At 70.7% G+C, this 26,405-nt stretch carries 26 protein-coding genes; 14 read left to right on the forward strand and 12 right to left on the reverse strand.

The window, feature by feature from the left end; translation table 11 throughout:
• The first annotated feature begins 3 nt into the window (after positions 1 to 3).
• From B082_RS0101465 to B082_RS0101495, 7 genes are all read left to right on the forward strand, one after another.
• Positions 4 to 549 (forward strand): F0F1 ATP synthase subunit B, encoded by a 546-nt coding sequence (locus B082_RS0101465; protein ID WP_018550041.1) that lies wholly within the window; start codon positions 4 to 6, stop codon positions 547 to 549.
• The gene (locus B082_RS0101470) at positions 546 to 1,361 is read left to right on the forward strand and encodes a F0F1 ATP synthase subunit delta (protein WP_018550042.1); all 816 of its coding nucleotides are present in this window, start codon (positions 546 to 548) and stop codon (positions 1,359 to 1,361) included. Before B082_RS0101465 ends, B082_RS0101470 begins: the two co-directional genes overlap by 4 nt.
• Before the next feature lie 137 nt (positions 1,362 to 1,498).
• On the forward strand, positions 1,499 to 3,070 hold the full coding sequence (gene atpA, locus B082_RS0101475) for a F0F1 ATP synthase subunit alpha (RefSeq protein WP_018550043.1): 1,572 nt from the start codon (positions 1,499 to 1,501) through the stop codon (positions 3,068 to 3,070).
• A 3-nt stretch (positions 3,071 to 3,073) separates the two neighbouring features.
• Positions 3,074 to 3,988, forward strand: a complete 915-nt coding sequence (locus tag B082_RS0101480) for a F0F1 ATP synthase subunit gamma (protein ID WP_018550044.1) — start codon at positions 3,074 to 3,076, stop codon at positions 3,986 to 3,988.
• Positions 3,988 to 5,430: a F0F1 ATP synthase subunit beta gene (atpD, locus tag B082_RS0101485; RefSeq protein WP_018550045.1), complete on the forward strand. Its 1,443-nt coding sequence runs from the start codon at positions 3,988 to 3,990 to the stop codon at positions 5,428 to 5,430. Before B082_RS0101480 ends, atpD begins: the two co-directional genes overlap by 1 nt.
• 108 nt (positions 5,431 to 5,538) lie before the next feature.
• The gene (locus tag B082_RS0101490) at positions 5,539 to 5,913 is read left to right on the forward strand and encodes a F0F1 ATP synthase subunit epsilon (protein ID WP_018550046.1); all 375 of its coding nucleotides are present in this window, start codon (positions 5,539 to 5,541) and stop codon (positions 5,911 to 5,913) included.
• A 140-nt stretch (positions 5,914 to 6,053) separates the two neighbouring features.
• Complete coding sequence (locus tag B082_RS0101495) at positions 6,054 to 6,500, forward strand: DUF2550 domain-containing protein (protein ID WP_018550047.1); 447 nt, start codon at positions 6,054 to 6,056, stop codon at positions 6,498 to 6,500.
• A gap of 397 nt (positions 6,501 to 6,897) precedes the next feature.
• Here the strand turns inward: B082_RS0101495 and B082_RS0101500 are convergent, their stop codons facing one another.
• The 3 genes from B082_RS0101500 to B082_RS0101510 form a co-directional block, all read right to left on the reverse strand.
• Positions 6,898 to 8,796, reverse strand: coding sequence for a glycoside hydrolase family 18 chitinase (locus B082_RS0101500; RefSeq protein ID WP_026249313.1), 1,899 nt, complete (start codon positions 8,794 to 8,796; stop codon positions 6,898 to 6,900).
• A gap of 180 nt (positions 8,797 to 8,976) precedes the next feature.
• Positions 8,977 to 9,627, reverse strand: coding sequence for a response regulator (locus B082_RS0101505; protein ID WP_026249314.1), 651 nt, complete (start codon positions 9,625 to 9,627; stop codon positions 8,977 to 8,979).
• Entirely contained in the window at positions 9,624 to 10,829 is a 1,206-nt protein-coding gene (locus B082_RS0101510; RefSeq protein ID WP_018550050.1) for a sensor histidine kinase, read from the reverse strand. Before B082_RS0101510 ends, B082_RS0101505 begins: the two co-directional genes overlap by 4 nt.
• Positions 10,830 to 10,981: 152 nt before the next feature.
• On the opposite strand from B082_RS0101510, the gene B082_RS0101515 reads away from it, so the two are divergent.
• Entirely contained in the window at positions 10,982 to 11,569 is a 588-nt protein-coding gene (locus B082_RS0101515) for a hypothetical protein (RefSeq protein WP_018550051.1), read from the forward strand.
• Between the two features lie 55 nt (positions 11,570 to 11,624).
• Here B082_RS0101515 and B082_RS0101520 read toward each other — a convergent pair whose 3' ends face one another.
• From B082_RS0101520 to B082_RS0101530, 3 genes are all read right to left on the reverse strand, one after another.
• Entirely contained in the window at positions 11,625 to 12,197 is a 573-nt protein-coding gene (locus B082_RS0101520; protein ID WP_018550052.1) for a cob(I)yrinic acid a,c-diamide adenosyltransferase, read from the reverse strand.
• Positions 12,198 to 12,414: 217 nt separating this feature from the next.
• Positions 12,415 to 13,164 (reverse strand): ABC transporter permease, encoded by a 750-nt coding sequence (locus B082_RS0101525; RefSeq protein WP_018550053.1) that lies wholly within the window; start codon positions 13,162 to 13,164, stop codon positions 12,415 to 12,417.
• 217 nt (positions 13,165 to 13,381) lie between these two features.
• A complete protein-coding gene (locus B082_RS0101530; protein ID WP_026249315.1) occupies positions 13,382 to 14,161 on the reverse strand; it encodes an ABC transporter ATP-binding protein in 780 nt (259 codons plus the stop codon).
• 81 nt (positions 14,162 to 14,242) lie between these two features.
• Between B082_RS0101530 and B082_RS0101535 the strand changes: the two genes are divergently transcribed.
• From B082_RS0101535 to B082_RS0101550, 4 genes are all read left to right on the forward strand, one after another.
• Positions 14,243 to 14,884 (forward strand): TetR/AcrR family transcriptional regulator, encoded by a 642-nt coding sequence (locus B082_RS0101535; protein ID WP_026249316.1) that lies wholly within the window; start codon positions 14,243 to 14,245, stop codon positions 14,882 to 14,884.
• Positions 14,885 to 15,017: 133 nt separating this feature from the next.
• Complete coding sequence (locus B082_RS0101540; RefSeq protein WP_018550056.1) at positions 15,018 to 15,866, forward strand: 3-hydroxyacyl-CoA dehydrogenase family protein; 849 nt, start codon at positions 15,018 to 15,020, stop codon at positions 15,864 to 15,866.
• A 237-nt stretch (positions 15,867 to 16,103) separates the two neighbouring features.
• The gene (locus B082_RS0101545; protein WP_018102617.1) at positions 16,104 to 16,427 is read left to right on the forward strand and encodes an STAS domain-containing protein; all 324 of its coding nucleotides are present in this window, start codon (positions 16,104 to 16,106) and stop codon (positions 16,425 to 16,427) included.
• Between the two features lie 251 nt (positions 16,428 to 16,678).
• Complete coding sequence (locus B082_RS0101550) at positions 16,679 to 19,162, forward strand: hypothetical protein (RefSeq protein WP_018550057.1); 2,484 nt, start codon at positions 16,679 to 16,681, stop codon at positions 19,160 to 19,162.
• Between the two features lie 177 nt (positions 19,163 to 19,339).
• Here B082_RS0101550 and nucS read toward each other — a convergent pair whose 3' ends face one another.
• Positions 19,340 to 20,011 carry an endonuclease NucS gene (gene nucS, locus B082_RS0101555; RefSeq protein ID WP_018550058.1) on the reverse strand — a complete coding sequence of 224 codons (672 nt, stop codon included), beginning with the start codon at positions 20,009 to 20,011 and terminating at the stop codon, positions 19,340 to 19,342.
• A 263-nt stretch (positions 20,012 to 20,274) separates the two neighbouring features.
• Between nucS and B082_RS0101560 the strand changes: the two genes are divergently transcribed.
• On the forward strand, positions 20,275 to 20,667 hold the full coding sequence (locus B082_RS0101560) for an SCO5389 family protein (protein ID WP_018550059.1): 393 nt from the start codon (positions 20,275 to 20,277) through the stop codon (positions 20,665 to 20,667).
• Between the two features lie 101 nt (positions 20,668 to 20,768).
• On the opposite strand, the gene B082_RS0101565 is transcribed toward B082_RS0101560, so the two are convergent.
• A complete protein-coding gene (locus B082_RS0101565; RefSeq protein ID WP_018550060.1) occupies positions 20,769 to 21,812 on the reverse strand; it encodes an LLM class flavin-dependent oxidoreductase in 1,044 nt (347 codons plus the stop codon).
• A 210-nt stretch (positions 21,813 to 22,022) separates the two neighbouring features.
• Here B082_RS0101565 and B082_RS0101570 point away from each other — a divergent pair, with 210 nt between their 5' ends.
• Positions 22,023 to 22,352, forward strand: a complete 330-nt coding sequence (locus tag B082_RS0101570) for a hypothetical protein (protein WP_018550061.1) — start codon at positions 22,023 to 22,025, stop codon at positions 22,350 to 22,352.
• Positions 22,353 to 22,374: 22 nt separating this feature from the next.
• Here the strand turns inward: B082_RS0101570 and B082_RS0101575 are convergent, their stop codons facing one another.
• From B082_RS0101575 to B082_RS0101590, 4 genes are all read right to left on the reverse strand, one after another.
• The gene (locus B082_RS0101575) at positions 22,375 to 23,250 is read right to left on the reverse strand and encodes an ABC transporter permease (RefSeq protein WP_018550062.1); all 876 of its coding nucleotides are present in this window, start codon (positions 23,248 to 23,250) and stop codon (positions 22,375 to 22,377) included.
• Entirely contained in the window at positions 23,247 to 24,479 is a 1,233-nt protein-coding gene (locus B082_RS0101580; RefSeq protein WP_018550063.1) for an ABC transporter ATP-binding protein, read from the reverse strand. The genes B082_RS0101575 and B082_RS0101580 overlap by 4 nt, the downstream gene beginning before the upstream one ends.
• A gap of 160 nt (positions 24,480 to 24,639) precedes the next feature.
• Entirely contained in the window at positions 24,640 to 25,419 is a 780-nt protein-coding gene (locus B082_RS0101585; RefSeq protein WP_026249317.1) for an ABC transporter permease subunit, read from the reverse strand.
• Positions 25,420 to 25,421: 2 nt separating this feature from the next.
• A complete protein-coding gene (locus B082_RS0101590; protein ID WP_018550065.1) occupies positions 25,422 to 26,405 on the reverse strand; it encodes an ABC transporter ATP-binding protein in 984 nt (327 codons plus the stop codon).

Raw genomic sequence — 26,405 nt, forward strand, 5'->3', positions numbered from 1 at the left:
GACGTGAACCCCCTGGTTCAGCTCGCGGCGGAGGAAGCGGAAAACCCGCTCATTCCGCCGATCCCTGAGCTCGTCATTGGCCTCATCGCTTTCGTCATCGTCTTCGGCTTCCTCGCCAAGAAGCTTCTCCCGAACATCAACAAGGTTCTGGAAGAGCGCCGCGAGGCCATCGAAGGCGGTATCGAAAAGGCCGATGCGGCCCAGACCGAGGCCCAGAGCGTTCTTGAGCAGTACAAGGCTCAGCTCGCCGAGGCCCGCCACGAAGCCGCTCGTATGCGCCAGGAGGCGCAGGAGCAGGGCGCCGTGATCCTGCAGGAAATGCGCGAGGAGGGGCAGCGCCAGCGCGACGAGATCGTCGCCGCCGGCCACGCCCAGATCGAGGCCGACCGCAAGGCCGCCGCCTCGGCACTGCGCCAGGACGTGGGCAAGCTCGCCACCGACCTGGCCGGCAAGCTCGTCGGCGAGTCCCTGGAGGACCACGCCCGGCAGAGTGGCACCGTCGACCGCTTCCTCGACGAGCTCGAGGCGAAGGCCGAGGCCGTCCGATGAACAGCGCGAGCCGCGAGGCACTGGCTGCCGCACGCGAGCGTCTCGACGCGCTGACCGACAGCACGTCGGTCGACGCGGCGAAGCTCGCCGAGGACCTGGCCGGCGTCACGGCGCTGCTGCACCGCGAGGTGTCGCTGCGCCGGGTCCTGACCGACCCGGCGCAGCCCGGCGAGGCCAGGGCCGAGCTGGTAGCCCGGCTGTTCGGCGGTCAGGTGGGCGGCGAAGCCGTCGACCTGGTCTCCGGCATGGTCCGCTCACGCTGGTCGCAGTCGCGTGACCTGGTCGACTCGGTCGAGGAGCTGGCGAACACCGCAGACCTCACCGCCGCCCAGCGCAGCGGCGACCTGGACGACGTCGAGGACGAGATCTTCCGGTTCGGCCGGATCGTGGCCTCGGACACCGGTCTGCGCGCCGCGCTCACCAGCCGGACCGCGACCCCCGCCGCCAAGGGCGAGCTGCTGCGCAGCCTGCTCGGCGGAAAGGCGCGGCCCACCACCGAGCGCGTCATCGTGCGGCTTGTCACCCAGCCCCGGGGACGTAGCCTGGAAGCGGGACTCGAGTCCCTCTCCAAGCTCGCCGCGGAGCGCCGGGAGCGCACGGTTGCGACCGTCACCTCGGCGGTTCCGCTCAGCGACCGGCAGAAGCAGCGCCTGGGCGCGGCCCTGGCGAAGATCTACGGCCGGCAGATGCACCTGAACCTCGACGTGGACCCCGCGGTCCTCGGCGGGATCGCGGTGCGGGTCGGCGACGAGGTCATCAACGGCACCGTCGCGGAGCGCCTCGACGAGGCGACCCGCCGCATGGCCGGCTGACACAGACGCAGCGCAACAGAACAGAGCAAGACCAGCGGCCCGGTTGGGCCGTGCAGAAATTGCAGAAGATTCCTGGGGGTCGGCCCCCAGACCCCCTTAAGAAACTTCGGGCCCAACAAGGAGAGCAGGGAACCCAGATGGCGGAGCTCACGATCCGGCCGGAGGAGATCCGGGACGCACTGGAGAACTTTGTCCAGTCGTACCAGCCGGACGCGGCCTCGCGCGAGGAGGTCGGTACGGTCAGCGTTGCCGGCGACGGCATCGCGAAGGTGGAGGGCCTGCCCTCCGCCATGGCGAACGAGCTGCTGAAGTTCGAGGACGGCACCCTCGGTCTCGCCCTCAACCTTGAGGAGCGCGAGATCGGCGCGATCGTCCTCGGCGAGTTCAGCGGAATCGAGGAGGGCCAGCCGGTGCAGCGCACCGGTGAGGTGCTCTCCGTCGGCGTCGGCGAGGGCTACCTCGGCCGCGTCGTCGACCCGCTCGGCAACCCGATCGACGGTCTCGGCGAGATCGCGACCGACGGCCGGCGCGCCCTTGAGCTGCAGGCCCCTGGCGTCATGGTCCGTAAGTCGGTGCACGAGCCGATGCAGACCGGCTACAAGGCCGTGGACGCCATGGTGCCGATCGGCCGCGGCCAGCGTCAGCTGATCATCGGCGACCGTCAGACGGGTAAGACCGCTCTGGCCGTCGACACGATCATCAACCAGCGCGACAACTGGCGCTCGGGCGACGTGAACAAGCAGGTGCGCTGCATCTACGTCGCCATCGGTCAGAAGGGCTCCACCATCGCCTCGGTGCGCGGTGCCCTCGAAGAGGCCGGCGCGCTTGAGTACACGACCATCGTCGCCGCCCCGGCGTCCGACCCGGCCGGCTTCAAGTACCTGGCGCCGTACACCGGTTCGGCCATCGGCCAGCACTGGATGTACTCCGGCAAGCACGTCCTGATCATCTTCGACGACCTTTCGAAGCAGGCCGACGCCTACCGCGCCGTGTCGCTTCTGCTGCGCCGCCCGCCGGGCCGCGAGGCCTACCCGGGCGACGTCTTCTACCTCCACTCGCGTCTGCTGGAGCGCTGCGCCAAGCTCTCCGACGACATGGGTGCCGGTTCGATGACGGGCCTCCCGATCGTCGAGACCAAGGCGAACGACGTGTCGGCGTTCATTCCGACCAACGTCATCTCCATCACCGACGGCCAGTGCTTCCTGGAGTCCGACCTGTTCAACGCCGGCCAGCGTCCGGCCCTGAACGTCGGTATCTCGGTCTCCCGTGTCGGTGGCTCTGCCCAGCACAAGGCCATGCGCCAGGTGTCCGGCCGGCTCCGCGTGGACCTCGCCCAGTACCGCGAGCTGGAGGCGTTCGCCGCCTTCGGTTCCGACCTGGACGCGGCCTCGAAGGCCTCGCTGGAGCGCGGTAAGCGCATGGTCGAGCTGCTGAAGCAGCCGCAGTACGCTCCGTTCCCGGTCGAGGAGCAGGTCGTCTCCGTCTGGGCCGGCACCAACGGCAAGATGGACGACGTCCCGGTCGAGGACATCCGCCGCTTCGAGTCGGAGCTGCTGGAGTACCTGCGCCGCGAGCGCAAGGACCTCCTGACCAGCATCCGCGAGGGCGCCAAGATGTCCGACGACACGCTGCAGGCCATCGCCGACGCCGTCGCCGCCTTCAAGCAGCAGTTCGAGACCTCGGACGGCAAGCTCCTGGGCGAGGGCTGACAGATGGGCGCTCAGCTTCGCGTTTACAAGCGCCGCATCCGCTCCGTCACCGCCACGAAGAAGATCACCAAGGCGATGGAGATGATCGCCGCCTCGCGCATCGTCAAGGCGCAGCGCCAGGTGGCGGCGTCGACGCCGTACGCGACCGAGCTCACCCGTGCGGTGACCGCGGTGGCGACCGGCTCCACCACCAAGCACCCGCTGACCACCGAGGCCGAGACTCCGGCACGGGCCGCGATCCTGCTCATCACGAGCGACCGCGGTCTGGCCGGCGGTTACTCCTCCAACGCCATCAAGGCCGCGGAGAAGCTGACCGAGCGGCTGCGAGGTGAGGGCAAGGAGGTCGACACGTATGTGATCGGCCGCAAGGGTGTCGCCTACTACGGGTTCCGCGAGCGCAAGGTCGCGGACTCGTGGACCGGCTTCACCGACAGCCCGACGTACGCGGATGCCAAGCGGGCGGCTGCTCCGCTGATCGAGGCGGTCACCCGGGAGACCGCCGAGGGCGGCGTCGACGAGCTGCACATCGTCTTCACGGAGTTCGTGTCGATGATGACGCAGAACCCGGTCGACGACCGGATGCTGCCGCTCAGTCTCGGTGCCACGAAGGACGAGGACGGCAAGGGAGAGATCCTGCCGCTGTTCGACTTCGAGCCGTCGGCGGAGGACGTCCTCGACGCCCTGCTTCCGCGGTACGTCGAGAGCCGTATCTACAACGCGCTGCTTCAGGCCGCTGCTTCCGAGCACGCCGCCCGCCGCCGCGCGATGAAGTCGGCCACCGACAACGCCGGTGAGCTCATCAAGACGCTCTCCCGGCTTGCCAACGCGGCCCGCCAGGCCGAAATCACCCAGGAAATCAGCGAGATCGTCGGTGGTGCCAGTGCGCTGGCCGACGCGACCGCGGGGAGTGACAAGTAATGACGACCACAGTTGAGACGGCCGTTGCCACGGGCCGCGTCGCCCGGGTCATCGGCCCGGTCGTCGACGTGGAGTTCCCCGTCGACGCGATGCCGGAGATCTACAACGCGCTGACCGTCGAGGTGGCCGACCCGGCCGAGGACGGCAAGCTCAAGAAGCTGACCCTTGAGGTCGCCCAGCACCTCGGTGACGGCGTGATCCGCGCGATCTCGATGCAGCCCACCGACGGTCTGGTCCGCCAGGCCCCGGTGACCGACACGGGCAACGGCATCACGGTGCCGGTCGGCGAGATCACCAAGGGCAAGGTGTTCAACACCCTCGGTGAGATCCTGAACAAGCCCGAGGCCGAGGCCGAGGTCACCGAGCGCTGGCCGATCCACCGCAAGGCGCCCAACTTCGACCAGCTCGAGTCGAAGACCGAGATGTTCGAGACCGGCGTCAAGGTCATCGACCTTCTCACCCCGTACGTCAAGGGTGGAAAGATCGGTCTGTTCGGTGGTGCCGGTGTCGGCAAGACCGTGCTGATCCAGGAAATGATCTACCGCGTCGCCAACAACCACGACGGTGTGTCGGTGTTCGCGGGCGTCGGTGAGCGCACCCGTGAGGGCAACGACCTCATCGAGGAGATGGCCGAGTCCGGCGTCATCGACAAGACGGCGCTCGTCTTCGGCCAGATGGACGAGCCGCCGGGGACCCGTCTCCGCGTCGCCCTGGCCGGTCTGACCATGGCGGAGTACTTCCGCGATGTGCAGAAGCAGGACGTGCTCTTCTTCATCGACAACATCTTCCGGTACACCCAGGCCGGTTCCGAGGTGTCCACCCTGCTCGGCCGTATGCCGTCCGCGGTGGGTTACCAGCCGAACCTGGCCGACGAGATGGGTCTGCTCCAGGAGCGCATCACGTCGACCCGCGGTCACTCGATCACCTCGATGCAGGCGATCTACGTCCCCGCGGACGACCTGACCGACCCGGCGCCGGCCACCACCTTCGCCCACCTCGACGCGACGACGGTGCTCTCCCGTCCGATCTCGGAGAAGGGCATCTACCCGGCCGTGGACCCGCTGGACTCCACGTCCCGCATCCTGGACCCGCGGTACATCGCCGCGGACCACTACGCGGCCGCCATGCGTGTCAAGGGGATCCTCCAGAAGTACAAGGACCTCCAGGACATCATCGCGATCCTCGGTATCGACGAGCTGGGCGAGGAGGACAAGCTCGTTGTCCACCGTGCCCGTCGCGTCGAGCGCTTCCTGTCGCAGAACACCCACGTCGCCAAGCAGTTCACCGGCGTGGACGGTTCGGACGTTCCGCTCGACGAGTCGATCGCCGCGTTCAACTCGATCTGCGACGGTGAGTACGACCACTTCCCCGAGCAGGCGTTCTTCATGTGCGGTGGCATCGAGGACCTGAAGGCCAACGCCAAGGAGCTCGGCGTCTCCTGAGCCCCGGCTCACCGAGGGGGGCGGGCGCGTCCCGTCCCCCTCACCACGCCCCGTAGAATTGACCCAACACCCGGCACGACCGCCGGGTGGTGACCCGAGGAGCCACCCTTGGCTGCTGAGCTGCACGTCGAGCTGGTCGCCGCGGACCGCAGTGTCTGGTCCGGCGAGGCCAACCTGGTCGTCGCGCGCACCACGTCCGGCGACATCGGCGTCATGCCCGGTCACCAGCCGCTTCTGGGTGTGCTGGAGTCGGGCCCGGTGACGATCCGTACGAGCGACGGCGCGACCGTCGTCGCCGCGGTGCACGGCGGTTTCATCTCGTTCGCCGACGACAAGCTCTCGCTTCTGGCGGAGATTGCCGAGCTGGCCGACGAGATCGATGTCGAGCGCGCGGAGCGTGCGCTCGAACGTGCGAAGTCGGACACGGACGCCGCCTCCGAGCGGCGCGCCGAAGTACGACTGCGTGCGGTGGCGGCACACTAGCCACCACACGACATGGCTTTACCCTCAGCCGCGGCCCGTGCCGGAGACCCCTCCGGCCCGTGTCGCGGCTGAGGCGATGCAGATGCAGGTGAAGTCCGGACGGTATCCGTTTACTCGACGACGCGAGGAGGTCGGTGGAGATGTTCCTCGCGCTGTGGGTGGGCGGGCTGGTCGTCGCACTGGTCGCGATTGGACTCTTCGTCTTCGGTCTGCGCCGGCGGCTGATTCAGCGCTCCGGCGGGACCTTCGACTGCAGCCTGAGGTGGGATGTGCCCGCCGAGCCCGATTTCTCGGGCAAGGGCTGGGTGTACGGCGTCGCCCGGTACAGCGGCGACAAGGTCAACTGGTTCCGGGTCTTCAGCTACTCGCCGCGTCCGCGCCGGGTGCTTGAGCGGTCCTCGATCGAGGTCGTGGCCCGCCGCCTGCCGGAGGGCGAGGAAGAGCTGGCCCTCCTCTCGGACGCCATCGTGCTCGGCTGTCTCCACCGGGAGACCCGCCTTGAGCTGGCGATGAGCGAGGACGCGCTGACCGGCTTCCTGGCCTGGCTGGAGGCGGCCCCGCCCGGCCAGCGAGTCAATGTGGCTTGAGTAGGGGCGCTCGCTGGTTGGGGGTCCCCCCGGACGGAGTCTGGGGGAGAGTCAATGTGGCTTGAGTAGGGGCGCTCGCTGGTTGGGGGTCCCCCCGGACGGAGTCTGGGGGAGAGTCAATGTGGCTTGAGTAGGGGCGCTCGCTGATTGGGCCCTCCCCCCGGACGGAGTCCGGGGGAGCCGACGTGGCTTGAGCAGGGGCACTCGGACGGAGTCCGGGGAGGGTGAACGCGGCCTGCGGGGTCGCGTCCTCGTGCACCTGGTCCGCAGCGAAGGCGGCCGGCGTCGTCATGCCCCGGTGCGCCAAGCCCCCCCGGGAACGCGAAAACCGGGGAGACAGGGGGCGGACCTGTCTCCCCGGTGCTTTCGGGGTTACGCGATGTGCGGCGCCGTGGTGCTAGTTGAGGCCGTTGTGCATCGCGCTCACGAGTTCACCGTTGCTGGTGTCCCCGCTGAACTCCCAGAAGAACGCGCCTCCCAGGCCCTGGTTCTTCGCCCAGGCCATCTTGGACGTGATCGTGGCCGGGGTGTCGTAGCTCCACCAGTTGGTGCCGCAGTGCGCGTAGGCCGTGCCGGCGATGGTGCCGGTGGCGGGGCAGCTGTTCTTGAGGACCTTGTAGTCCTCGATGCCCGCCTCGTACGTGCCCGGGGCGGCGCCGGTGGCGGTGCCGCCGGGCGCGTCCTGGGTGACGCCGGTCCAGCCGCGGCCGTAGAAGCCGATGCCGAGCAGCAGCTTCGAGGCCGGGACGCCCTGCGCCTTCAGCTTGGCGATCGCGTCGGCGGAGTTGAAGCCGTCCTGCGGGATGCCGCTGTAGGAGTTGAGCGGGGAGTGCGGGGCGGTCGGGCCCTTCGCGTCCCAGGCGCCGAAGAAGTCGTACGTCATCACGTTGTACCAGTCGAGCGACTGCGCGGCGCCGGCGTAGTCCGCCAGGTCGATCTTGCCGCCGGCGGAGCCGTCGGCCGTGATGGCGGCGGTGACCAGGTTGTTGCTGCCGAACTTCGTGCGCAGCGCCGAGGTGAGCTTCTTCAGCGCGTCCGGGCCGCTGGTGTCACAGGTCAGACCGCAGGCGTTGGGGTACTCCCAGTCGATGTCGATGCCGTCGAAGACATCGGCCCAGCGCGGGTCCTCGACCAGGTTGTAGCAGGACTCGGCGAACGCGGCCGGGTTCTGGGCCGCCTGGCCGAAGCCGCCGGACCAGGTCCAGCCGCCGAAGGACCACAGGACCTTGATGTTCGGGTACTTCGCCTTGAGCTTGCGCAGCTGGTTGAAGCTGCCGCGCAGCGGCTGGTCCCAGGTGTCGGCCACGCCGTCGACGGACTTGTCGGCGGTGTACGCCATGTCGTAGTCGGCGTAGGAGTCGCCGATGGTGCACTTGCCGCCCTGGACGTTGCCGAAGGCGTAGTTGATGTGCGTGATCTTCGCGGCGGAGCCGGAGGTGTCCAGGTTCTTGACGTGGTAGTCGCGGCCGTAGACGCCCCAGTCGGTGAAGTAACCGAGGTTGATGTTGCCGCCGTTGCCGTCGCCGTCCCCGTCGCCGTCCCCGTCACCGTCGCCGCCACCGGTGGTGTGCACCTTGACCGCGCCGCTGACCGGTCCGGTCTGGTCGGCGGTGTCACGGGCCTGCACGGTGTACGAGTAGTCGGTGCCCGCGGTGAGGCCGGTGTTGGTGTACGTGGTGCCGGTGACCGTGGCGACGACCGCGCCGTCCCGCAGGACGTCGTAGTTCTTGATGCCGTGGTCGTCGGTGGCCGAGGACCAGCTGAGCTTCGCCGAGGTGTCGGTGATGTCGCTCGCGGTGGGGGTGCCCGGCGCGGAGGGTGCCTCGTCGCCGGGGACGCTGCCGCCGTCGCAGGAGGCGCCGTTCAGCGTGCAGTTGGTGGCGGCGCCGCTGCCCGAGCCGGTGCCGTTGAAGCCGAAGGAGACGCTCGCGCCCGGGGCGACCGTGCCGTTCCAGCCGACGTTCTTGGCGGTCCAGTGGTCGCCCGTGTGGGTGACGGTGGCGTCCCAGGCGGAGCCGACGCCGGTGCCGCTGGGGAAGTCCCACTCGATGGTCCAGGAGCTGAGGGCGGTGGTGCCGGTGTTCTTCACCGTCCACTGGCCCTCGAAGCCGGTGCCCCAGTCGGATTTCTTGAGGTACGTGGCCGTGGCGGAGGTCGCCGCCTCGGCGGGGGAGGCCATGCCGACCATGGCGGCAAGGGGAAGGAGCAGTGCGGTGAGGCCCGCGACGGCTCTGGATCTGGTGGCTGTTCCGGACCCGAGTCTGAATCGGGTCCGGCGGGGGGTCTCAGTGCTCAACGGTGCTCCTCGGGTGAGGTCCGGACAAACGGGGGTGGTCCGTGGACTGCTGACCCTGCGCCGCCCTGAGCCTGCCTTGTCATGGCGGGCTCACCGCAGTGTGCTCGGTGAGATTAGGAAGGTCTGGACCAATCGTCAAGAGGTCTGGACCAAAGATCGCCGTACCCGCGGGAATAAACCTCAGACGCCCAACTCCTGTGCCAGCACTGCAGCCTGGACCCGGCTGCGCAGCTCCAGCTTCCCCAGCAGGCGGCTGACGTGTGTCTTCGCCGTCGCCTCGGCCATCGAGAGCCGCACCGCGATCTCCGCGTTCGACAGCCCCTCGCCCAGGCATCCCAGCACCTCGCGCTCGCGCCGGGTCAGCGTCTCCAGCACCGCCGCGTCGGGTGCGCCGGCCGGCCGTACGGGCACGGAACCGGCGAACTCCGCGATCAGCCGCCGCGTCACCGCCGGGGCGATCAGCCCCTCGCCGCGCGCCACCGTGCGGACCGCGTCGAGCAGCCCGCGCGCCTCGGTGTCCTTCAGCAGGAAGCCCGACGCCCCGGCGCGCAACGCGCCGAACACATACGCGTCCAGGTCGAAGGTGGTGAGCACCAGCACGTCCGCGAGATGCTCGTCCACCACCTGCCGGGTGGCCGACACCCCGTCGAGCCGCGGCATCTGTACGTCCATCAGCACCAGGTCCGGGCGCAGCTCGCGCGCCAGCCGCACCGCCTCCTCGCCGTCGCCCGCCTCCCCGACGACCTCGATGTCCGGCGCGCTGCCCAGGATGAGCACCAGCCCCGCCCGTACCGCCGCCTGGTCCTCCGCGACCAGCACCCGGATCGTCATGACCACGTCCCGCCTTCCGTACCGTCCGGGGCGGGCAGCCGTGCCCGTACCCGCCACAACCGCGCATCGTCCCCGCCCGCCACCGGGCCCGCCTCGAACTCCCCGTCGAGCAGCGCCACCCGCTCCCGCATCCCCACGAGACCGGCCCCCGACCCCGGTGCGCGCGGCCCCGTCCGGCCGCCGAGCGCGCTGCTCACCTCCACCGTCAGCACCCGCTCCGTCTGTCCGAGCCGGACCGTGACCGGGCCCGGCGCCGCGTGCTTGAGGGCATTGGTCAAGGACTCCTGCACGATGCGGTACGCGGCCAGCTCGACCGGGGCCGGCAGCGGCCCCCGGTCCGCCCGGGTGTCCTCCAGAACGCAGCTCAGCCCACTGGACGCGGCGCTCGCCCGGTGCTGCTCGACCAGCGCGTCCAGTGAGGCCAGTGTCGGCGAGCTGCTGGGCTCCGGGTCGGCCGATCCGGTGCGCAACAGCCCGATCAGACGGCGCATTTCGGCCAGACCCTCGACGCTGTTCTCACGGATGACTCCGAGGGCGTTGCGGGAGGTCTCCGGCTCGTCGATGGAGAGCGCGGCGGTGGAGTGGATCGCGATGGCGGACAGGTGGTTGGCGACCATGTCGTGCAGCTCGCGCGCCATCCGGGCCCGCTCGGCGGTCACCGCCTGGGTGCGGTCCATCTCGGCGAGCAGGGCGGTCTGGTCGGCGCGCAGCCGCGCGGCGTCGGCGGCGTCGCGGTGGTTGCGGACGCTGACCCCGGTGAGGGCGGGGACGAACGCGACCACGGCGGTGAGGATGCCGACGAGCAGGGCCTCGGCGTCGCGGAACCAGGCCAGGAAGCCGATCGTGACCCCGACGGTGATCAGGAACGTGGTCACCGGGATGCGGCGGGCGGCGGCCGGGGTGCCGTAGAGGACGGCCGCGTACATGATGTCCGTGAACATCAGCACGGTCGCCAGGTTCCCCGGGGTGAACTGGTCGGCGACCAGCGCGAGGGTGCCGATGACCAGCGCGGTCTGCGGTGCGCCGCGGCGCAGCAGTTCGAGCCCCGCCATCACCGTGAGCGGGACCAGAGCGGTCCAGGACGCGTCGAACAGGCGGCCGTTCTGCATGCGCAGCCCGAGCAGCGACAGGACCGCTCCGCCGAGCAGTCCGAGGGCCGCGATCAGGATGTCGTGGCGGTGGGGGCGGGCCGAGGAGAACACCTGCCCATCCAACACGTCCGGCCCGCCGCCGCACCTCCGCTCGGCGGGCGATCCGCCACTACACCGAAGGATGCAGTCGCCTTTCGTCACCGGGGCCGACGCCCGGCGGCGGTGCGGGCGGGAGCCTGGAGGGGAGGGAAAGGAAACGGACCGTGATCGTCACACTGATCGTCGCCTGCGAGATCGCCTTCTGGGTGCTGCTGGCCGCCGGCCTGGCGCTGCGCTACGGGGCGCGCAGGCCGCGCCTGGGCGCCGCCGTCCTGCTGTGCGAACCGGTGCTCGAACTCGTCCTGCTCGCCGTGACCGCCGTCGACCTGAAGAACGGGGCGGCCCCCGACTGGAAGCACGGGCTCGCCGCCGTCTACATCGGCTTCACGGTGGGCCTCGGGCACTCCACCGTCAAGTGGGCCGACGCCCGGGTCGCCCACCGCTTCGCCGGCGGCCCGCCCCCGGTGAAGCCGCCGAAGTACGGGGCGGCGCGGGCCGTGCACGAGTGGCGGGTGGCCGGCCGGTGGACCGTGGCCGCGGTGACGGCGCTGGCGCTGCTCCAGGCGGCGGTCTGGTACGTGGGCGGCGACGGGGACGTGTCCTCGTTGCAGTCGTGGCAGCGGACGATGCTGTTCGTGATCGGGATCAACCTGGTGATCGCGGCGAGCTACACCGTGTTCCCCAAGCGGGAGCCCCACAAGGGCCTGTCGTCACATTCCCGTCGTTCGCCCGGAGGGCGGACGGGAATGTGACGACAGGCCCTATGGCCCGCCCGCGAGCTGATCCCCTCGCGGGCGGCCCCCTGGCTCAGCGCTCGCCGCCCGGCACCCACAGGACGTCGCCGACCTCCTTGTTCGCCACCCGGGCGAGGATGAACAGCAGGTCGGAGAGGCGGTTGAGGTAGGTGGCGGTCAGCGCGTTCATCACCTCGCCGTGCACCTCCATCGCGGCCCAGGTGGAGCGCTCGGCCCGCCGGACCACGGTGCACGCCTGATGGAGCAGCGCGGCGCCCGGCGTACCGCCCGGAAGGATGAAGCTGCGGAGCTTCTCCACCTGCTCCAGGTAGTGGTCGCAGTCCGCCTCCAGCTTGTCGACGTAGCTCTGCTCGACCCGCAGCGGCGGGTACTCCGGGTTCTCGACCACCGGCGTCGAGAGGTCGGCGCCCACGTCGAACAGGTCGTTCTGCACGCGTACGAGGACCTTCACGACGTCGTCGGACAGCTGCCCGAGGGCGATCGCGGTACCGATGACCGCGTTGGCCTCGTTGGCGTCGGCGTACGCGGAGATCCGCAGATCGGTCTTGGCGGTCCGGCTCATGTCGCCGAGGGCGGTGGTGCCCTTGTCGCCGGTGCGGGTGTAGATGCGCGTCAGATTGACCATGCGGCCAGCCTAGTGCTGCGTCAGTCAGGGGTTGCCCGTAGAGGAGCGGCGTCAGGTGCTTCCCCAAGTTCTCGGCTTCGCTCGAACAGGGGATACCCCACCCCCCGGCGTGCCGGCCCCAGCCCCTCGTACTGGATGTACTTGGGCTTTCGGTCGGTGCGGCGAGCGTGCGTGCATGGCGTCGTGACGGGGCGAACCTTGGCTGACGCAGCACTAGTCAGGCCCCGGCCTTCTTGAAGACACGTGTGCCCAGGGTCACGGCGAGTGCCGCGAAGCTGAGCGCGACCAGGACCCCGTACAGCATGTGCGCGGTGGCGTACGAGCCCACGTACGCGTCCCGGACCGCGTCCACCAGATAGCGGAACGGGGTGAAGTGCGAGAGCACGTCCAGCCAGCGGGGGCCGAGCGTCATCGGGAGCATCAGGCCGGACAGCAGCATGGCCGGCATGGTGAGCGAGTTGATGACCGGGCCGAACTCCTGCGGGGTGGAGACCCGCATCGCCAGGGCGTACGAGAGCGAGGCCAGCGAGACCGTCAGCAGACCGACGAACGCGAAGCCGACGAGCACCCCGCCCAGCGGCGCCCGCAGCCCCATCAGCACGGCGACGAGCACCAGCAGCACCGCCTGGAACATGAACAGCAGCGCGTCGCGCAGCACCCGGCCCAGCAGCAGCGCCGCCCGGCTGACCGGGGTGACCCGCATCCGCTCCAGCACTCCGGTCGACTTGTCGATGATGAGGGCGAATCCGGTGAACGAGGCGCCGAACAGGCCGAGCTGGAGCAGCAGTCCGGGCACCAGGACCTGCCAGGAGTCGCCGTCCGGGCCGAGCGGCAGTTCGGTGAGGAGCGGGCCGAAGAAGAGCAGGTAGAGCAGGGGCATGAGGATGCCGAAGAGGATCTGGAATCTGGAGCGCAGGGTCTGGCGGGCGTAGCGCCCGAAGATCAGCGCGGTGTCGTGCAGCAGCATGGGTATCGGTTCCTGATCGGTGTCCGGCCGGTCTCCTAGTGCCTGAGGCGGCGCTAAGGGCTGTCCCGCAATTCCTGGCGGGCGCACGACGTCAGCTACGGCACCTCGCCGCGTTGTCGAAACGCCCGAATACATCCAGTATGCGGGCGCCTCTCCGCCTTGCGATGCACCGCATCTGACGCCGCGCGCTGATCCGCCAGGAATTGCGGGACAGCCCTTAGACGGCGACCGGAGCGGTGTCGGCGGCGGGCGCGCGTCCGGTGATGGCGAGGAAGGCGTCCTGGAGCGTGGCGCCGGGGGAGCCCGCGTAGCGGGTCTTCAGCGCGCCGGGTGTGCCCTCGGCGGCCACCAGTCCCTGGTCGACCACGACGAGCCGGTCGGCGAGCGCGTCCGCCTCGTCCAGGTAGTGCGTGGTGAGTACGACGGTGGTGCCGGACTCGTCGCGCAGCCGGCGCACCAGCTCCCACAGGTCGGTGCGGCTGCCCGGGTCGAGGCCGGTCGTCGGCTCGTCCAGGAAGAGCACGGCGGGGCGGTGGGTGAGCCCCATCGCGATGTCGAGCCGCCTGCGCTGGCCGCCGGAGAGCGTTGCGGTCCTGCGGTCGAGCAGGTCGGACAGGCCGAGTTCCCCGGCCAGTTCGCCGGCCCTGGCCGCCGCGGCCGCCTTGCCGAGCCGGTACATCCGGCCCTGGGTGACCAGCTCCTCCCGCACGGTGATGTGCGGGTCGACCCCGCCCGACTGGGCGACGTAACCGCACCGCTCGCGTACGCCCGCCGGGTCGGTGGCCAGGTCGTGGCCGGCGACGGTGGCCGCGCCCCCGGTGGGGGACAGCAGCGTGGTCAGCATGCGCAGGGTGGTGGTCTTGCCGGCGCCGTTGGGGCCGAGCAGGCCGACGATCTCGCCGGCCGCCACGGTCATGTCGATGGAGCGGACGGCCTCCACCGGACCGGTCTTGCTCATGAAGGTCCGGGCGAGCCCGGCCGTACTGATGATTGGCATAGCGACCACAAAAACAGAGTCACTGAAAAATTGCAACGACTCCAAATATTCATGGACCCCAGCGCGCTCTACGATGGGGGCATGGCTGAGGGACTCAGGGAGCGCAAGAAGCGGCAGACCAGGCAGTACCTCTCGGACGTGGCCACCGGCCTGTTCCTGGAGCGGGGCTTCGACGCCGTCACGATCGCCGAGATCGCGCACGCCGCCGATGTCTCGGTCAACACGGTCTACAACTACTTCCCCACCAAGGAGGACCTCTTCCTCGACCGCGGCGCCGGCATGGTCGAGCGCCTCTCCCGGTACGTCAGGGGGCGGGACGAGGGCGAGTCCGCGGCCGACGCCGTCCTGCGGGAACTGCGCGTCCAGGTCGAGAGCGTCTCGCCCACCGTCGGACTGATGGAGGGGTACGCCCGCTTCATGCGGGTCATCGAGGGTGCCGACGGCCTCAAGGCCCGCCTGTGGCTCATTCAGCAGGAGGCCCAGCGGCACTTGGAGGCGACCCTCCAGGAGGTGTCCGGGGCCGCTCCCGGGGACCGGACGGCGGTCCTGGTGGCCGGTCAGCTCTCCTGGGTCCACAGCACGCTCATGGCCTACGTCGGCGGCGAGATGGTCGCCGGGCGCAAGCCCGCCGAGGTCTCCCGGGACGCCCTCGCCCTGCTCGACGACATCGAGGACCTGCTGGGCGAAAAGGTGCTCAACTACGCCCGCCGCACCGCCGAATGACACCTCGCGGTGTGATGTCCGTCATTTGAGACGTGACGCGCATCTCTTCGCGGCCCCAGGGCCCGCCACGGGTACTAACCTCCGCCGGGAGGACATGGACCATAACCATTGACCAAGACACAGGGGTGCCAACGTGGCCAGGAAGCTCGCCGTCATCGGAGCCGGACTCATGGGGTCCGGCATCGCACAGGTCTCCGCGCAGGCGGGCTGGGACGTCGTCCTGCGCGACGTCACCGACGAGGCGCTGACCCGTGGCCGTGACGGCATCAAGGCCTCCTACGACAGGTTCGTCGGCAAGGGCAAGCTGGACGCGGCCGACGCCGAGGCCGCGCTCGGCCGGATCACCACCACCACCGACCTGGACGCCGTCGCCGACGCGGACATCGTCGTGGAGGCCGTCTTCGAGAAGCTGGAGGTGAAGCACGAGATCTTCCGGGCCCTCGACAAGATCGTCCGGGACGACACCGTGCTCGCCTCCAACACCTCCGCCATCCCGATCACCAAGATCGCGGCCGTGACGGAGCGCCCGGAGCGCGTCGTCGGCGTCCACTTCTTCTCGCCGGTCCCGATGATGCAGCTCTGCGAACTCGTGCGCGGCTACAAGACCAGCGACGAAACCCTCGCCACCGCACGGGAGTTCGCCGAGTCCGTGGGCAAGACCTGCATCGTCGTCAACCGCGACGTGGCCGGCTTCGTCACCACCCGGCTGATCTCGGCGCTCGTGGTCGAGGCCGCCAAGCTCTACGAGTCGGGCGTCGCCACGGCCGAGGACATCGACATCGCGTGCAAGCTCGGTTTCGGCCACGCCATGGGCCCGCTGGCCACCGCCGACCTGACCGGCGTCGACATCCTGCTGCACGCCACCGGCAACATCTACACCGAGTCGCAGGACGAGAAGTTCGCCGCCCCGGAGCTGATGCGCCGGATGGTCGATGCAGGTGACATCGGGCGCAAGAGCGGGCAGGGCTTCTACACCTACTGATCATTTTCGGTCCGGTCCGTCTGATCCGCTGTCAATCAGGCCGGGTGCCCGTCGGGGGACGCCGGCCGCCGCCGGCTCAGCCACCGGAGTCCGCGACCCGTCCGTATCACTCCTCGGAGTGAATTCGGTATCGGTTCGCTTACAGACGGCAACTACCCTGACGCTGCCGCAGTCAGTTGGGGCAGAGACAGTTTCGGACAGACGGACCGGATCACGGAGCATCCCAGGGGAGCGCATATGCACATCAGGGGCGACCACGCCGAGCTGGTCGTCGGGGGCCGCCTCGACGTCCGAAGCGCGGCGGACGCCCGTACGGTCCTGCACTCGGCCCTCGACGACGGCGTCGGAGATCTGGTGCTCGACCTGACCGAGCTGGATTCGTGGGACGCCACCGGACTCGGCGTCATCATGGGCGCACACCGCAGGGCCGGACGCGCCGGACGGCGCCTCGTGCTGCGCGGCGTACCCCCGCAGATGCAACGCCTCCTGGTGGCCACAAGGCTGCACCGCATCCTCGCCATCGAGGGCGGGATCGCCGCGGAGTCGCTGCCGCGCGTCTGAGCGCCCCCGCCGGGGACGCCCCGTGGCCCCGGACGGACCCTCGGTGACCGTACGGCCCGAAGGCGCATAATCCTCACGAGACCGTGATCTGTGGGGCGGCGAGCCACCCCGGGGGTTCGTAGATACTGTGCGAAGGTTTAGGGTTCGGCCGTCTGCCGATTGACGGACCCACCCGGCGGACACCGGACCGTGAGCGGATGTGCGAGGCCGGGAGGGACAACCGCGCTCGACGCGTCTTGGGGGCTTTGGCGATGGACCCGATACACCGGGGGCCGGATGAGTTCGGCCACGACAGCAACGGCTTCGCCGACGAGGCCGGCCGGCGCCGGCCCTCACGCGATCCGCTGACCCCGGATTTCGGTCAGCAAACACCGCAACAGGTCCGCGTCGTCACGCTCGTCGCGGGCGACCTGCTGCTCACCGTCAACCCCGTCGACGGCAGCGAGGTCGAGCTGTGCCCGCCCGGCGAGCAGCCCGCCCCGCCCGTCCGCCGCACCCCCGCCGAGCGCGCCGACCGTGCCCGCGCCGCCGCACCCCCCGTGCCGCCTGGCCCGCCCCTCCCGCAGCTGCCCCTGCTCCGGCGCGAGGAGGAACGCGAACGGCTCGGCCGCCTGCTCGTCCGCGGCCGCTCGGTCCGGCTCACCGGCCCGGCGGGCTCCGGCCGCACCGCCCTGCTCGACGCCGTCGCCGCCGACTGCGCCGAACTCGCGCCCGACGGGGTCGTCCGCCTCAGCGGCCACAGGCGCACCGTCACCGACCTGCTGCACGCACTCTTCGACGCCGTCCACGACGCACCCCTGCACCGCCCCGACCGCCCCCTGCTCATGGAGAAGCTGCGCTCCACCGGAGCCGTCGTCGTCCTGGACGACCTGGAGTTCGGCGGCGCGGCCCTGGACGAACTCCTCGACGCGACCCCCGAGTGCGCCTACCTGCTCGCCGCCACGCCCGACGTGCCCGCCCCCGACGCGGACTCCCACCTCGAAGAGGTCTTCCTCACCGGACTCGACCGCGCCACCTCCATCGACCTGCTGCAACGGGTCGTCGAGCGGCCGCTCACCGAGGAGGAGGCCAACTGGGCCGGAGACCTCTGGTTCGAGTCCGAGGGCCTGCCCCTGCGCTTCGTCCAGGCCGGCGCCCTGCTGCGCCAGCGCGACCAGCTGCGCACCGACCCCACCGCGTACGACGAGTACGGCTACCTGGAGAACCGGCCCGCCGAGGCGCCCCCGGCCCCCGAGGACGGCGCGGAGGACACCGGGACTCCGCTGCCCAGTCTCGGCGAGGGCGCCGCGCCCGCCGCCCTGCTCGCCTCGCGGCTGAGCGCCGCGGCCCGCGACACGCTGCGCTTCGCGGTGGCGCTCGGCGGCGAGGTGCCGCACCAGGCCCATCTGCCGGCGCTCGTCGGGGACACCCACGCCGACGCCGCACTCGGAGAGCTGGCCGGCTGCGGCCTGCTCTCCCCGGCCGGCTCCCGCTACCGGCTGGCCGCCGGGGTGCTCGCCCAGCTGGTGGCCGCCGGATACGGCGACGACGCGGCCGACCGGGCGCGCTCGGCCGCCCAGCACTACGCCTGGTGGACCGGCCACCCCTCGGTCACCCCCGTCCGGGCCGCCGCCGAGGCCGACGCGATCATCGCGGCGCTGACCCAGCTGGTGCCGGGGGAGGAGGCGGGGCAGACGAGCGCCGCCGTGCTCCTGGCCCGCAGCGCCGCCCCCGCCTTCGCGGCCGGGCTGCACTGGGGCGCCTGGGAGCGGGTCCTGCGGATCGGCCAGGAGGCGGGCCGGATCGCCGGGGAGGTCGCGGAAGAGGCCTACTTCCACCACGAGTTGGGCGTCCTCGCGCTCTGCACCGGCAACCCCGACCGGGCCAGGGCCGAGCTGGAGACCTCCGTCAGCATGCGCGGGGCGCTGGCGGACAAGAGCGGAGCGGTGGCCGGCCGGCGGGCGCTCGCCCTGGTCGAGGACCGTTCCGGGGGTACGGCCGTGAGCGGCCTGCCCATGGGCGACGAGACTCCGGCCGGTCCGTTCGAGGTGTCCCCACCGCTGGGCGTGCCCGCCGTCATACCGGTCTCGATGCAGCGCGCGTTCGACGACACGGCGGTGGTGCCCCGCCAGGAGGCGCCCCCGGCCGGCAGGAGCGCCGGGCGGATCGGACCGGCGGCGTTCCTGGGCGGGGCCCGGCGCAATCTGGTCGCGGCGGGCGCGGGCGTCCTGCTGGCCGGGGTCCTCGGCACGGTGGTGACGCTCGGGCTGACGTCGAGCAGCGACCCGCAGGGCGACCCCGGGGCCTCGACCGAGCAGCAGGTCCCCGACGACGACGGCATCTACGACGGCGACACGACGGTCGGCGAGCCCGCGGACGATACGCCCCCGACGGGGAAGGCGACGGCGTCGGGCTCCGCCTCGCCGTCGACGACCCCCGGGCCGTCGGACAGCGGGTCGGCTCCGGCGGGCGCGGGGGAGACGTCGGCGTCGTCCTCGGCCGGTGCGGAGGAGACGGGGGCGTCGTCCGGGGCGCCTTCGTCGCCCTCGGTGCCGTCGTCCACCGGGCCGACCGGGTCGACCAGGCCGACGCCCACGAAGTCGGCCACGGCGCCGAGCAGTCCGGCGCCCTCGGAGACGGAGCCGGAGTCCCCGAGCCCGACGGAGCCGGACCCGGAGGAGTCGACGCCGCCGGGCTCGTCCGACTCGGCGAGCGGGCCCTCCGGCGAGGTGAGCGAGAGCCCGTCGGTGCTCTAGGGGGTGCGGGCGCGGCTCGGTCGACGCGTTGCCCTCAATCGCCGGGCGGGTCCTGAAGGTGCGGGCTCGTCCTGGCTGACGTGTTGCCCTCAATCGCCGGGCGGGCTTGATGGTGCCGGGCGGGGCCGGTGGTGTCGCCGGGCGGGCCCTGGGAGTGTGGGCCCGCCCGAAAAGGGCTCAGAACAGCCGCAGCTTGTCGTCCTCGATGCCTCGCATCGCGTCGTAGTCGAGGACGACGCAGCCGATGCCGCGGTCCGTGGCCAGGACGCGGGCCTGGGGCTTGATCTCCTGGGCGGCGAAGATGCCCTTCACCGGCGCCAGGTGCGGGTCGCGGTTCAGCAGCTCCAGGTAGCGGGTCAGCTGCTCCACACCGTCTATGTCACCGCGCCGCTTCAGTTCGACGGCCACCGTCTGCCCGTCGGCGTCGCGGCACAGGATGTCGACCGGGCCGATCGCCGTGAAGTACTCGCGGCGGATCAGGGTGTAACCCTCGCCGAGGGTCTCGATCCGGTCGGCGAGCAGTTCCTGGAGGTGCGCTTCCACGCCGTCCTTGATCAGCCCGGGATCGACGCCCAGCTCGTGGGACGAGTCATGGAGGATTTCCTCCATGGTGATGATCAGTTTTTCGCCCGCCTTGTTCACCACGGTCCAGACGCCCTCGGTGTCACCGCTGCCCTCCTTCAGGGTGCAGGGCGGCGACATCCAGTTGAGCGGTTTGTACGCCCTGTCGTCGGCGTGAATCGACACGCTCCCGTCGGCCTTCACCAGGATCAGGCGGGGAGCGGAGGGCAGGTGGGCCGTGAGCCGGCCCGCGTAGTCCACGGAGCAGCGGGCGATGACAAGACGCATGGTCCGCAACGCTACTCGACGTCGGGGCCTCGACGCGATTCACCCATCCGCCACTCCCGCCCCTTTCGGACCTGACGCTTTCTGTCTTGCCCCTCTTTGAACCCCTTCGTTATTGGCCGGTTGTGTTCCCAATCTCCTGGTGCGGCCCGGACTGCACCCTTACCGTGGATGCAGGAGGTCGTCGCGTGTGTACGCTGCGTCGCCGTCCTCCTTCCCTGCCCGTAAGGCTCCGGCACTCCGCCGGGGTCGCGAGAGGAGAACCCATGTCGCTCGACGTCTCACCGGCGCTGTTGGAACAGGCCGAGCGAGGCGAGGTCGACGAAGCCGACTTCGTCGACTGCGTCCGGACCTCCCTGCCCTTCGCATGGGAGATGATCAGCTCGTTGGTGGCTCAGCTGAAGGTCGACGGCGGGGAGTTCGCCGACAACCAGACGCCGCCGCCCAACGAGCAGGCACGTGGTCAGCTGCTGCGTGCGCTCGCGAGTGATGCGATACGCGGCGCGCTGCAGCGGCACTTCGGGGTGCGTCTCGCATTCCAGAACTGCCACCGCGTCGCGGTGTTCCCGCTGGACGCCTCGGTCGACGACCGACTGGCCAAGTTCACTTCGGTGAGGGGCCAGTTGCTCAACCAGTCGCCCGAACTACGGGACTGCTGAATCCTTTCGGCTGTCGCCCCGGGCCGCGGGAGGTGCGACTGGTCCGGGGCGGCAGCCCCCGTACGTACACCGCCGTACACCCTCGGAGCGGTGCGCGGGGGTCATTCGAGGAGTGGCAGTACCTCGGTGCCCAGCCGCGCTACGTTCTCCTCCGTGGCGACCAGATCTCCGGAACCCTCCACCAGGAGCGCGAAGCGGGTGATGCCCGTGCGCGCGGCGGTGGTCGCGAGGCGGTCGGCCGCGAGCTGTGGCGTGCCCACCGGATGAAGGCGGCACAGCAGCTCCGCGTACTCCACCGGGTCCCGCATCACGCGGTGCCGGCCGTCGACCGTCACATGCGCGCCGAGCCCCTGGCGCAGCCAGCCCGGCATCGCCTTCACCAGCGTCTCGACGGCGTCCTCGGTGCGGTCGGCGATCTGGGCCACCCCCGCCGATACGTGCCCCGCCCCGTGCACCCGCTCCGGCGGGTGGCCGGCGGCCAGCGCGCGGGACCGCCACAGCGCGACCATCTCCGCCTTCTCCGCGTCCCCGCAGTGCATGCCGAGCAGCATCGGCAGGCCGTTCTCGGCGGCGAGCTCCACGCTGGAGCGCGAGGTGCAGGCGACGATCACCTCGGGGCCGCCGGAGCTCTCCGGGCCCCGGCCGTCGAGCGGTTCGTCGGCCCGGGGGACCACCGCCACCTCGCGGAAGCCGTACCGCTCGCCCCGGCCCGCGACGCGCGGCTCGCGCAGCCAGTCGAGCAGGAGCCCCAGGGACTCCGGGAAGCCCTTCTCGTACGCCTCCAGCCCGCCGCCGAACACCTCCAGGTCCACCCAGGGACCGCCCCGGCCCACCCCGAGGCTGAACCGGCCGCCGCTGGTGAGGTGGAGCAGCGCGGCCTGCTCGCCGAGCGCGACCGGGTGCTGGGTGGGCAGCACGCTCACCGCCGTACCGACGCGGATGCGGCGGGTGCGGCCGAGCAGCTGCGCGGCCAGCGTGACGGCGGACGGGCACACCCCGTACGGCACGAAATGATGTTCGGCCAGCCAGACCGCGTCCAGGCCGGATTCCTCCGCGACCTCGGCGGACCGGATCGCCCGGTGCAGCGCTTCCCCCGGCCCCTGGCCCGGAAACTGGGCTGCCAGTACGAACGTTCCCACACGCATCGCCAATTGCCTCCTTGCGGCCGACGCGGCTCTCCCCTACTGGCAACAACGTCTGACACGTGCCAAAGGCACGGTCCGGGGCCCGGTTGTTGCGATTTTCCGCTAACCCGCGCCGCCGCTGCCCCCGCCGCGGGCGGTGCGGGACGGGTACCCCGCCCGAATGGCCCTACGCTGGACGGGAACTGCCCAGCCTGCCCCGTGAGGTGTCACGTGTCCCCGCGCCGCAACCGCCCCCGAGGCGGCGAGAGCCCCGTCAACAGCGCGAGCGTGGCGGGGGGCCGGTACGGCGGGGGAGGGCGCTCGGAGGAGTGGCAGGGCGAGGAGTGGTCCGTGCGCCCGGTCAGCGGCGCGAGCGCGGCGGGCAAGCGCTACCGCTGCCCCGGCTGCGACCAGGAGATCCCGTCCGGCGTCCCGCACCTGGTGGCCTGGTCCGAGTACGGCGGGGTGGACGACCGCAGGCACTGGCACAAGGCCTGCTGGAACGCGAAGGACCGCCGCACCACACGGGTGCAGCGGTCCAGGAACGCGCCCAGGTACTGAAGGGCCGGACCGGCCCGGGGGCTCAGACGTCGCGCTGGTTCATCGACAGGTACGCGCCGCCCATGGCCACCGCGGTCACTCCGATCATGATCCACAGCGGGTCCCAGCCGGACGGGCCGCCGGACGACGTGACCGAGTTGTCGTAGAAGATGCTCAGCTGGTTGGGGATCGAGTACTCCAGCAGCTTCTCCTGGAGCGTCCGCAGCGAGTCCGCGAACATGAAGATGGCCAGCACGAGCGGCAGCAGCACCACGCCGATCATGATCGTGATCGCCCCGGCCGAGTGCCGGATCAGCGCGCCGACCGCCAGCGCCAGCAGTCCCAGCGTCGCGATGTAGAGGCCGACGCCGACCGTGGCGCGCAGCCACTCCTCCCCGGTGGGCGCCGCCGCGTCCAGCACGGACGTCTGGATCAGGGCGACGATCGACGTCATCACCGTGGTGAGGACGAAGGTGAGCAGGAAGAAGACGAGCGCCTTGGCACCGAGCACCCGGCCCCGGCTCGGGCAGGCCGTCAGCGTCGTACGGATCATGCCGGTGCTGTACTCCGACGCGATCGTCATCACGCCGAGCGTGATCACGCAGATCGTGCCCAGCAGCACACCGAAGAAGCCGAGGCTCAGCACCGGGGTGCTTTCCATCTCCGAATCGGACACGGCGACCGCCCATGCCGTGAGCACCCCGATGACCAGCAGCAGCGCGGTCATGACGCCGAGCGTCCACATGGTCGAGCGCACGGAGCGGATCTTGGTCCACTCGGAGGCGATGGCGTCACCGAGCGTCGCGGGGCGCACCGGGATCGGCGAGCTGTAGAAGCCCTGGGGGTGCTGGTACGCCTGGGGCGGGGCGGCCTGCTGGTACGGCGCCTGAGGCGCCGGCGGCGTGGACGGCGTGGTCATCGGGGGTCCTCGCTGGTGTCGCGCTTGGTCAGGTCTGCGGGGGCCTCGGCGGGCGCCGCCGGGGCGGGAGCAGCGGCCACCGGCGCGGGGGCCGGGGCGTCCGCGGGGGCCTGGGCCGCGGCGGGGGCCTGCGCCGGGGCGGCGGGCGCCTGGGCGGCCGCGTACGGGTTCTGTCCTGGCGGCGGCGGGGCGTACCAGCCCTGCTGCGGGACATCCGGTACGGGCTGCTGCGGCGGCGGGGCATACCCCGGCTGCGGCTGCTGCCCGTATCCGGCGTACGGCTGCTGCTGCTGGAGGTGGGCCTTCTGGTCGGCCGTCGAGCGGTAGTCCACGGCGCCCTGCGTCATCCGCATGTACGCCTCCTCCAGCGAGGCCTGGTGCGGCGAGAGCTCCCACAGCCGGACGTCCGACTCATGGGCCAGGTCGCTGATCCGGGGCAGGGCCAGGCCGGTGACCCGCAGCGCCCCGTCCGGCTCCGGCATGACCTGGCCGCCCGCCTCGGTCAGGGTGGTGGTGAGCTTCTCGCGCTGCTCCGGCGTCTCCTCCGGGACGCGGACCCGGGCGAAGTCGGCCGAGTTGGCCGAGATGAAGTCGGTGATGCTCATGTCGGCCATCAGCTGGCCGCGGCCGATCACGATCAGGTGGTCGGCGGTGAGAGCCATCTCGCTCATCAGGTGGCTGGAGACGAAGACCGTACGGCCCTCGGAAGCCAGCATCTTCATCAGGTTGCGGACCCAGAGGATGCCCTCGGGGTCGAGGCCGTTGACCGGCTCGTCGAAGAGCAGCACCTGCGGGTCGCCCAGCAGCGCGGCGGCGATGCCGAGCCGCTGGCCCATGCCCAGCGAGAAGCCCCTGGAACGCTTGCGGGCCACGCCCTGGAGGCCGACCACACCCAGCACCTCGTCCACCCGGGCCTCCGGGATGCCGGCCAGCTGGGCCAGCGAGAGGAGGTGGTTGCGGGCGCTGCGGCCCCCGTGCACGGCCTTGGCGTCGAGCAGGGCGCCCACCTGGCGGGGCGCGTTCGGCAGATTGCGGAAATCGTGGCCACCGATGGTCACCCGGCCGGCCGTCGGCCGGTCAAGGCCGAGAATCATGCGCATGGTCGTCGACTTGCCCGACCCGTTGGGACCGAGGAATCCGGTGACGGCCCCGGGCCGCACCTGGAAGGAAAGGTTGTACACGGCCGTCTTCGCGCCATAGCGCTTGGTCAGGCCGACTGCCTCGATCATGCTCCAGCCCCATCGACTTATCTGTCGTCGGGGCACAGGCCGTCCGGCCGTACGCCCCCCGTATGAGTGAGGAGGATATCCAGGCGCTGACGGTTCCGGCCAAGTCGTTCACGGGGCGAGTCCCGCGAGAGGCGGCGGGCCGAAGCCCGCCGCCCCCCGGTCAGGCGTCCCGCTTCTTCAGGACGAGGAGGCCGCCGATCACCGAGGCCGCCACCCACGCGACCATGATCAGCAGTCCGGCCCACGGCCCGTACGGCGCCGGATCGCTGTTCAGCGCGTCCGGCACCACCTGCATGATCTTGGAGCCCGCCTGGTCCGGGAAGTACCGGGCGACCGTCTTGGCGCCCGGCACGGCCGTCAGGATCTGCGAGACCAGGAAGAAGAACGGCATCAGGATGCCGAGCGACAGCATGGAGCTGCGCAGCATCGCCGCCACCCCCATGGAGAAGATCGCGATCAGCCCCATGTAGAGGCCGCCGCCGACCACCGCCCGCAGCACGTTGTCCGCGCCGATGTCCGTACGGTGGTCGCCCAGCAGCGCCTGGCCGAGGAAGAACGTGGCGAAACTGGTGGCGAGACCCACCACCAGCGCCAGCACCCCGGCGACCAGCATCTTGCCGAGCAGGAAGGTCGCACGCTGCGGCACCGCCGCCAGCGAGGTGCGGATCATGCCGGAGCTGTACTCCGTGCCGACCACCAGCACCCCGAACACCACCATCGCCAGCTGGCCGAGAATCATCCCGGAGAAGCTGATGTAGGTGGGGTCGAAGGTGGCCCGTTCCTCGGGGGCGAGCTGGTCGAACTGGGAGTTCATCACCGCGCACAGGGCCGCGCCCATCGCGACGGTGACCACGAACGCCGAGATGAGCGTCCAGGTGGTGGAGGAGACCGTCCGGATCTTGGTCCATTCGGAGGTCAGGACAGCGGGGACCGAAGCCATGGTCACGCCCCCTTTCCGCTGTCGGGGCGCTGACCCCACTGGCCCCATGGCTGTTCCTCGGGCGGTGGCGCCCCGTCCTGGCCCGAGTGCGCGTGGTACTCCACCGAGCCCGCCGTCATCTGCATGAACGCCTCCTCCAGCGACGCCCGCTGGGCGCTCAGCTCGTGCAGCACGATCGTGTGCCGGGCGGCCAGCTCACCCATGTCCTCGGTGGTGGCACCGTCCACCTCCAGCGCACCGTCGCCCGCCTCGACGGAGGCGATGCCCTCCTCGTGCAGCACATCGCGCAGCCGCTCCTGCTGCGGCGAGCGCAGCCGGACGTAGCTGCGGGAGTTCTCGTGGATGAAGTCGGCCATCGACGTGTCCGCGAGCAGCCTGCCCTGGCCGATCACGATCAGATGGTCGGCGGTCAGCGCCATCTCGCTCATCAGGTGCGAGGAGACGAAGATGGTCCGGCCCTGGCCCGCGAGCGTCTTCATCAGATTCCGGATCCAGTGGATGCCCTCGGGGTCCAGGCCGTTGACCGGTTCGTCGAACATGAGGATCTCGGGGTCGCCCAGCAGCGCCGAGGCGATGCCGAGCCGCTGGCCCATGCCGAGCGAGAAGCCCTTGGACTTCTTCTTCGCCACCGCGGTCAGCCCGACGGTGTCCAGGACCTCCGCAACCCGGCTTTCCGGGATGCGGTTGCTCTGGGCAAGGCACAGCAGATTGTGGTACGCGCTGCGCCCGCCGTGCATCGCCTTGGCGTCAAGCAGCGCGCCGATGTACTTCAGCGGTTCGGCGAGGTCGCGGTAGTGCTTGCCGTCGATGCGCACGGAACCGCTGGTGGGGTTGTCGAGACCGAGCATCATCCGCATCGTGGTGGACTTGCCCGCCCCGTTGGGTCCCAGAAAACCCGTCACCATTCCCGGTTTGATCACGCACGACAACTGGTCGACGGCGACCTTGTGTCCGAAACGTTTGGTGAGTCCGTCAAGCTCGATCAT

The organism is Streptomyces sp. ATexAB-D23 (genome assembly GCF_000373645.1).
Classification (GTDB): domain Bacteria; phylum Actinomycetota; class Actinomycetes; order Streptomycetales; family Streptomycetaceae; genus Streptomyces; species Streptomyces castrisilvae.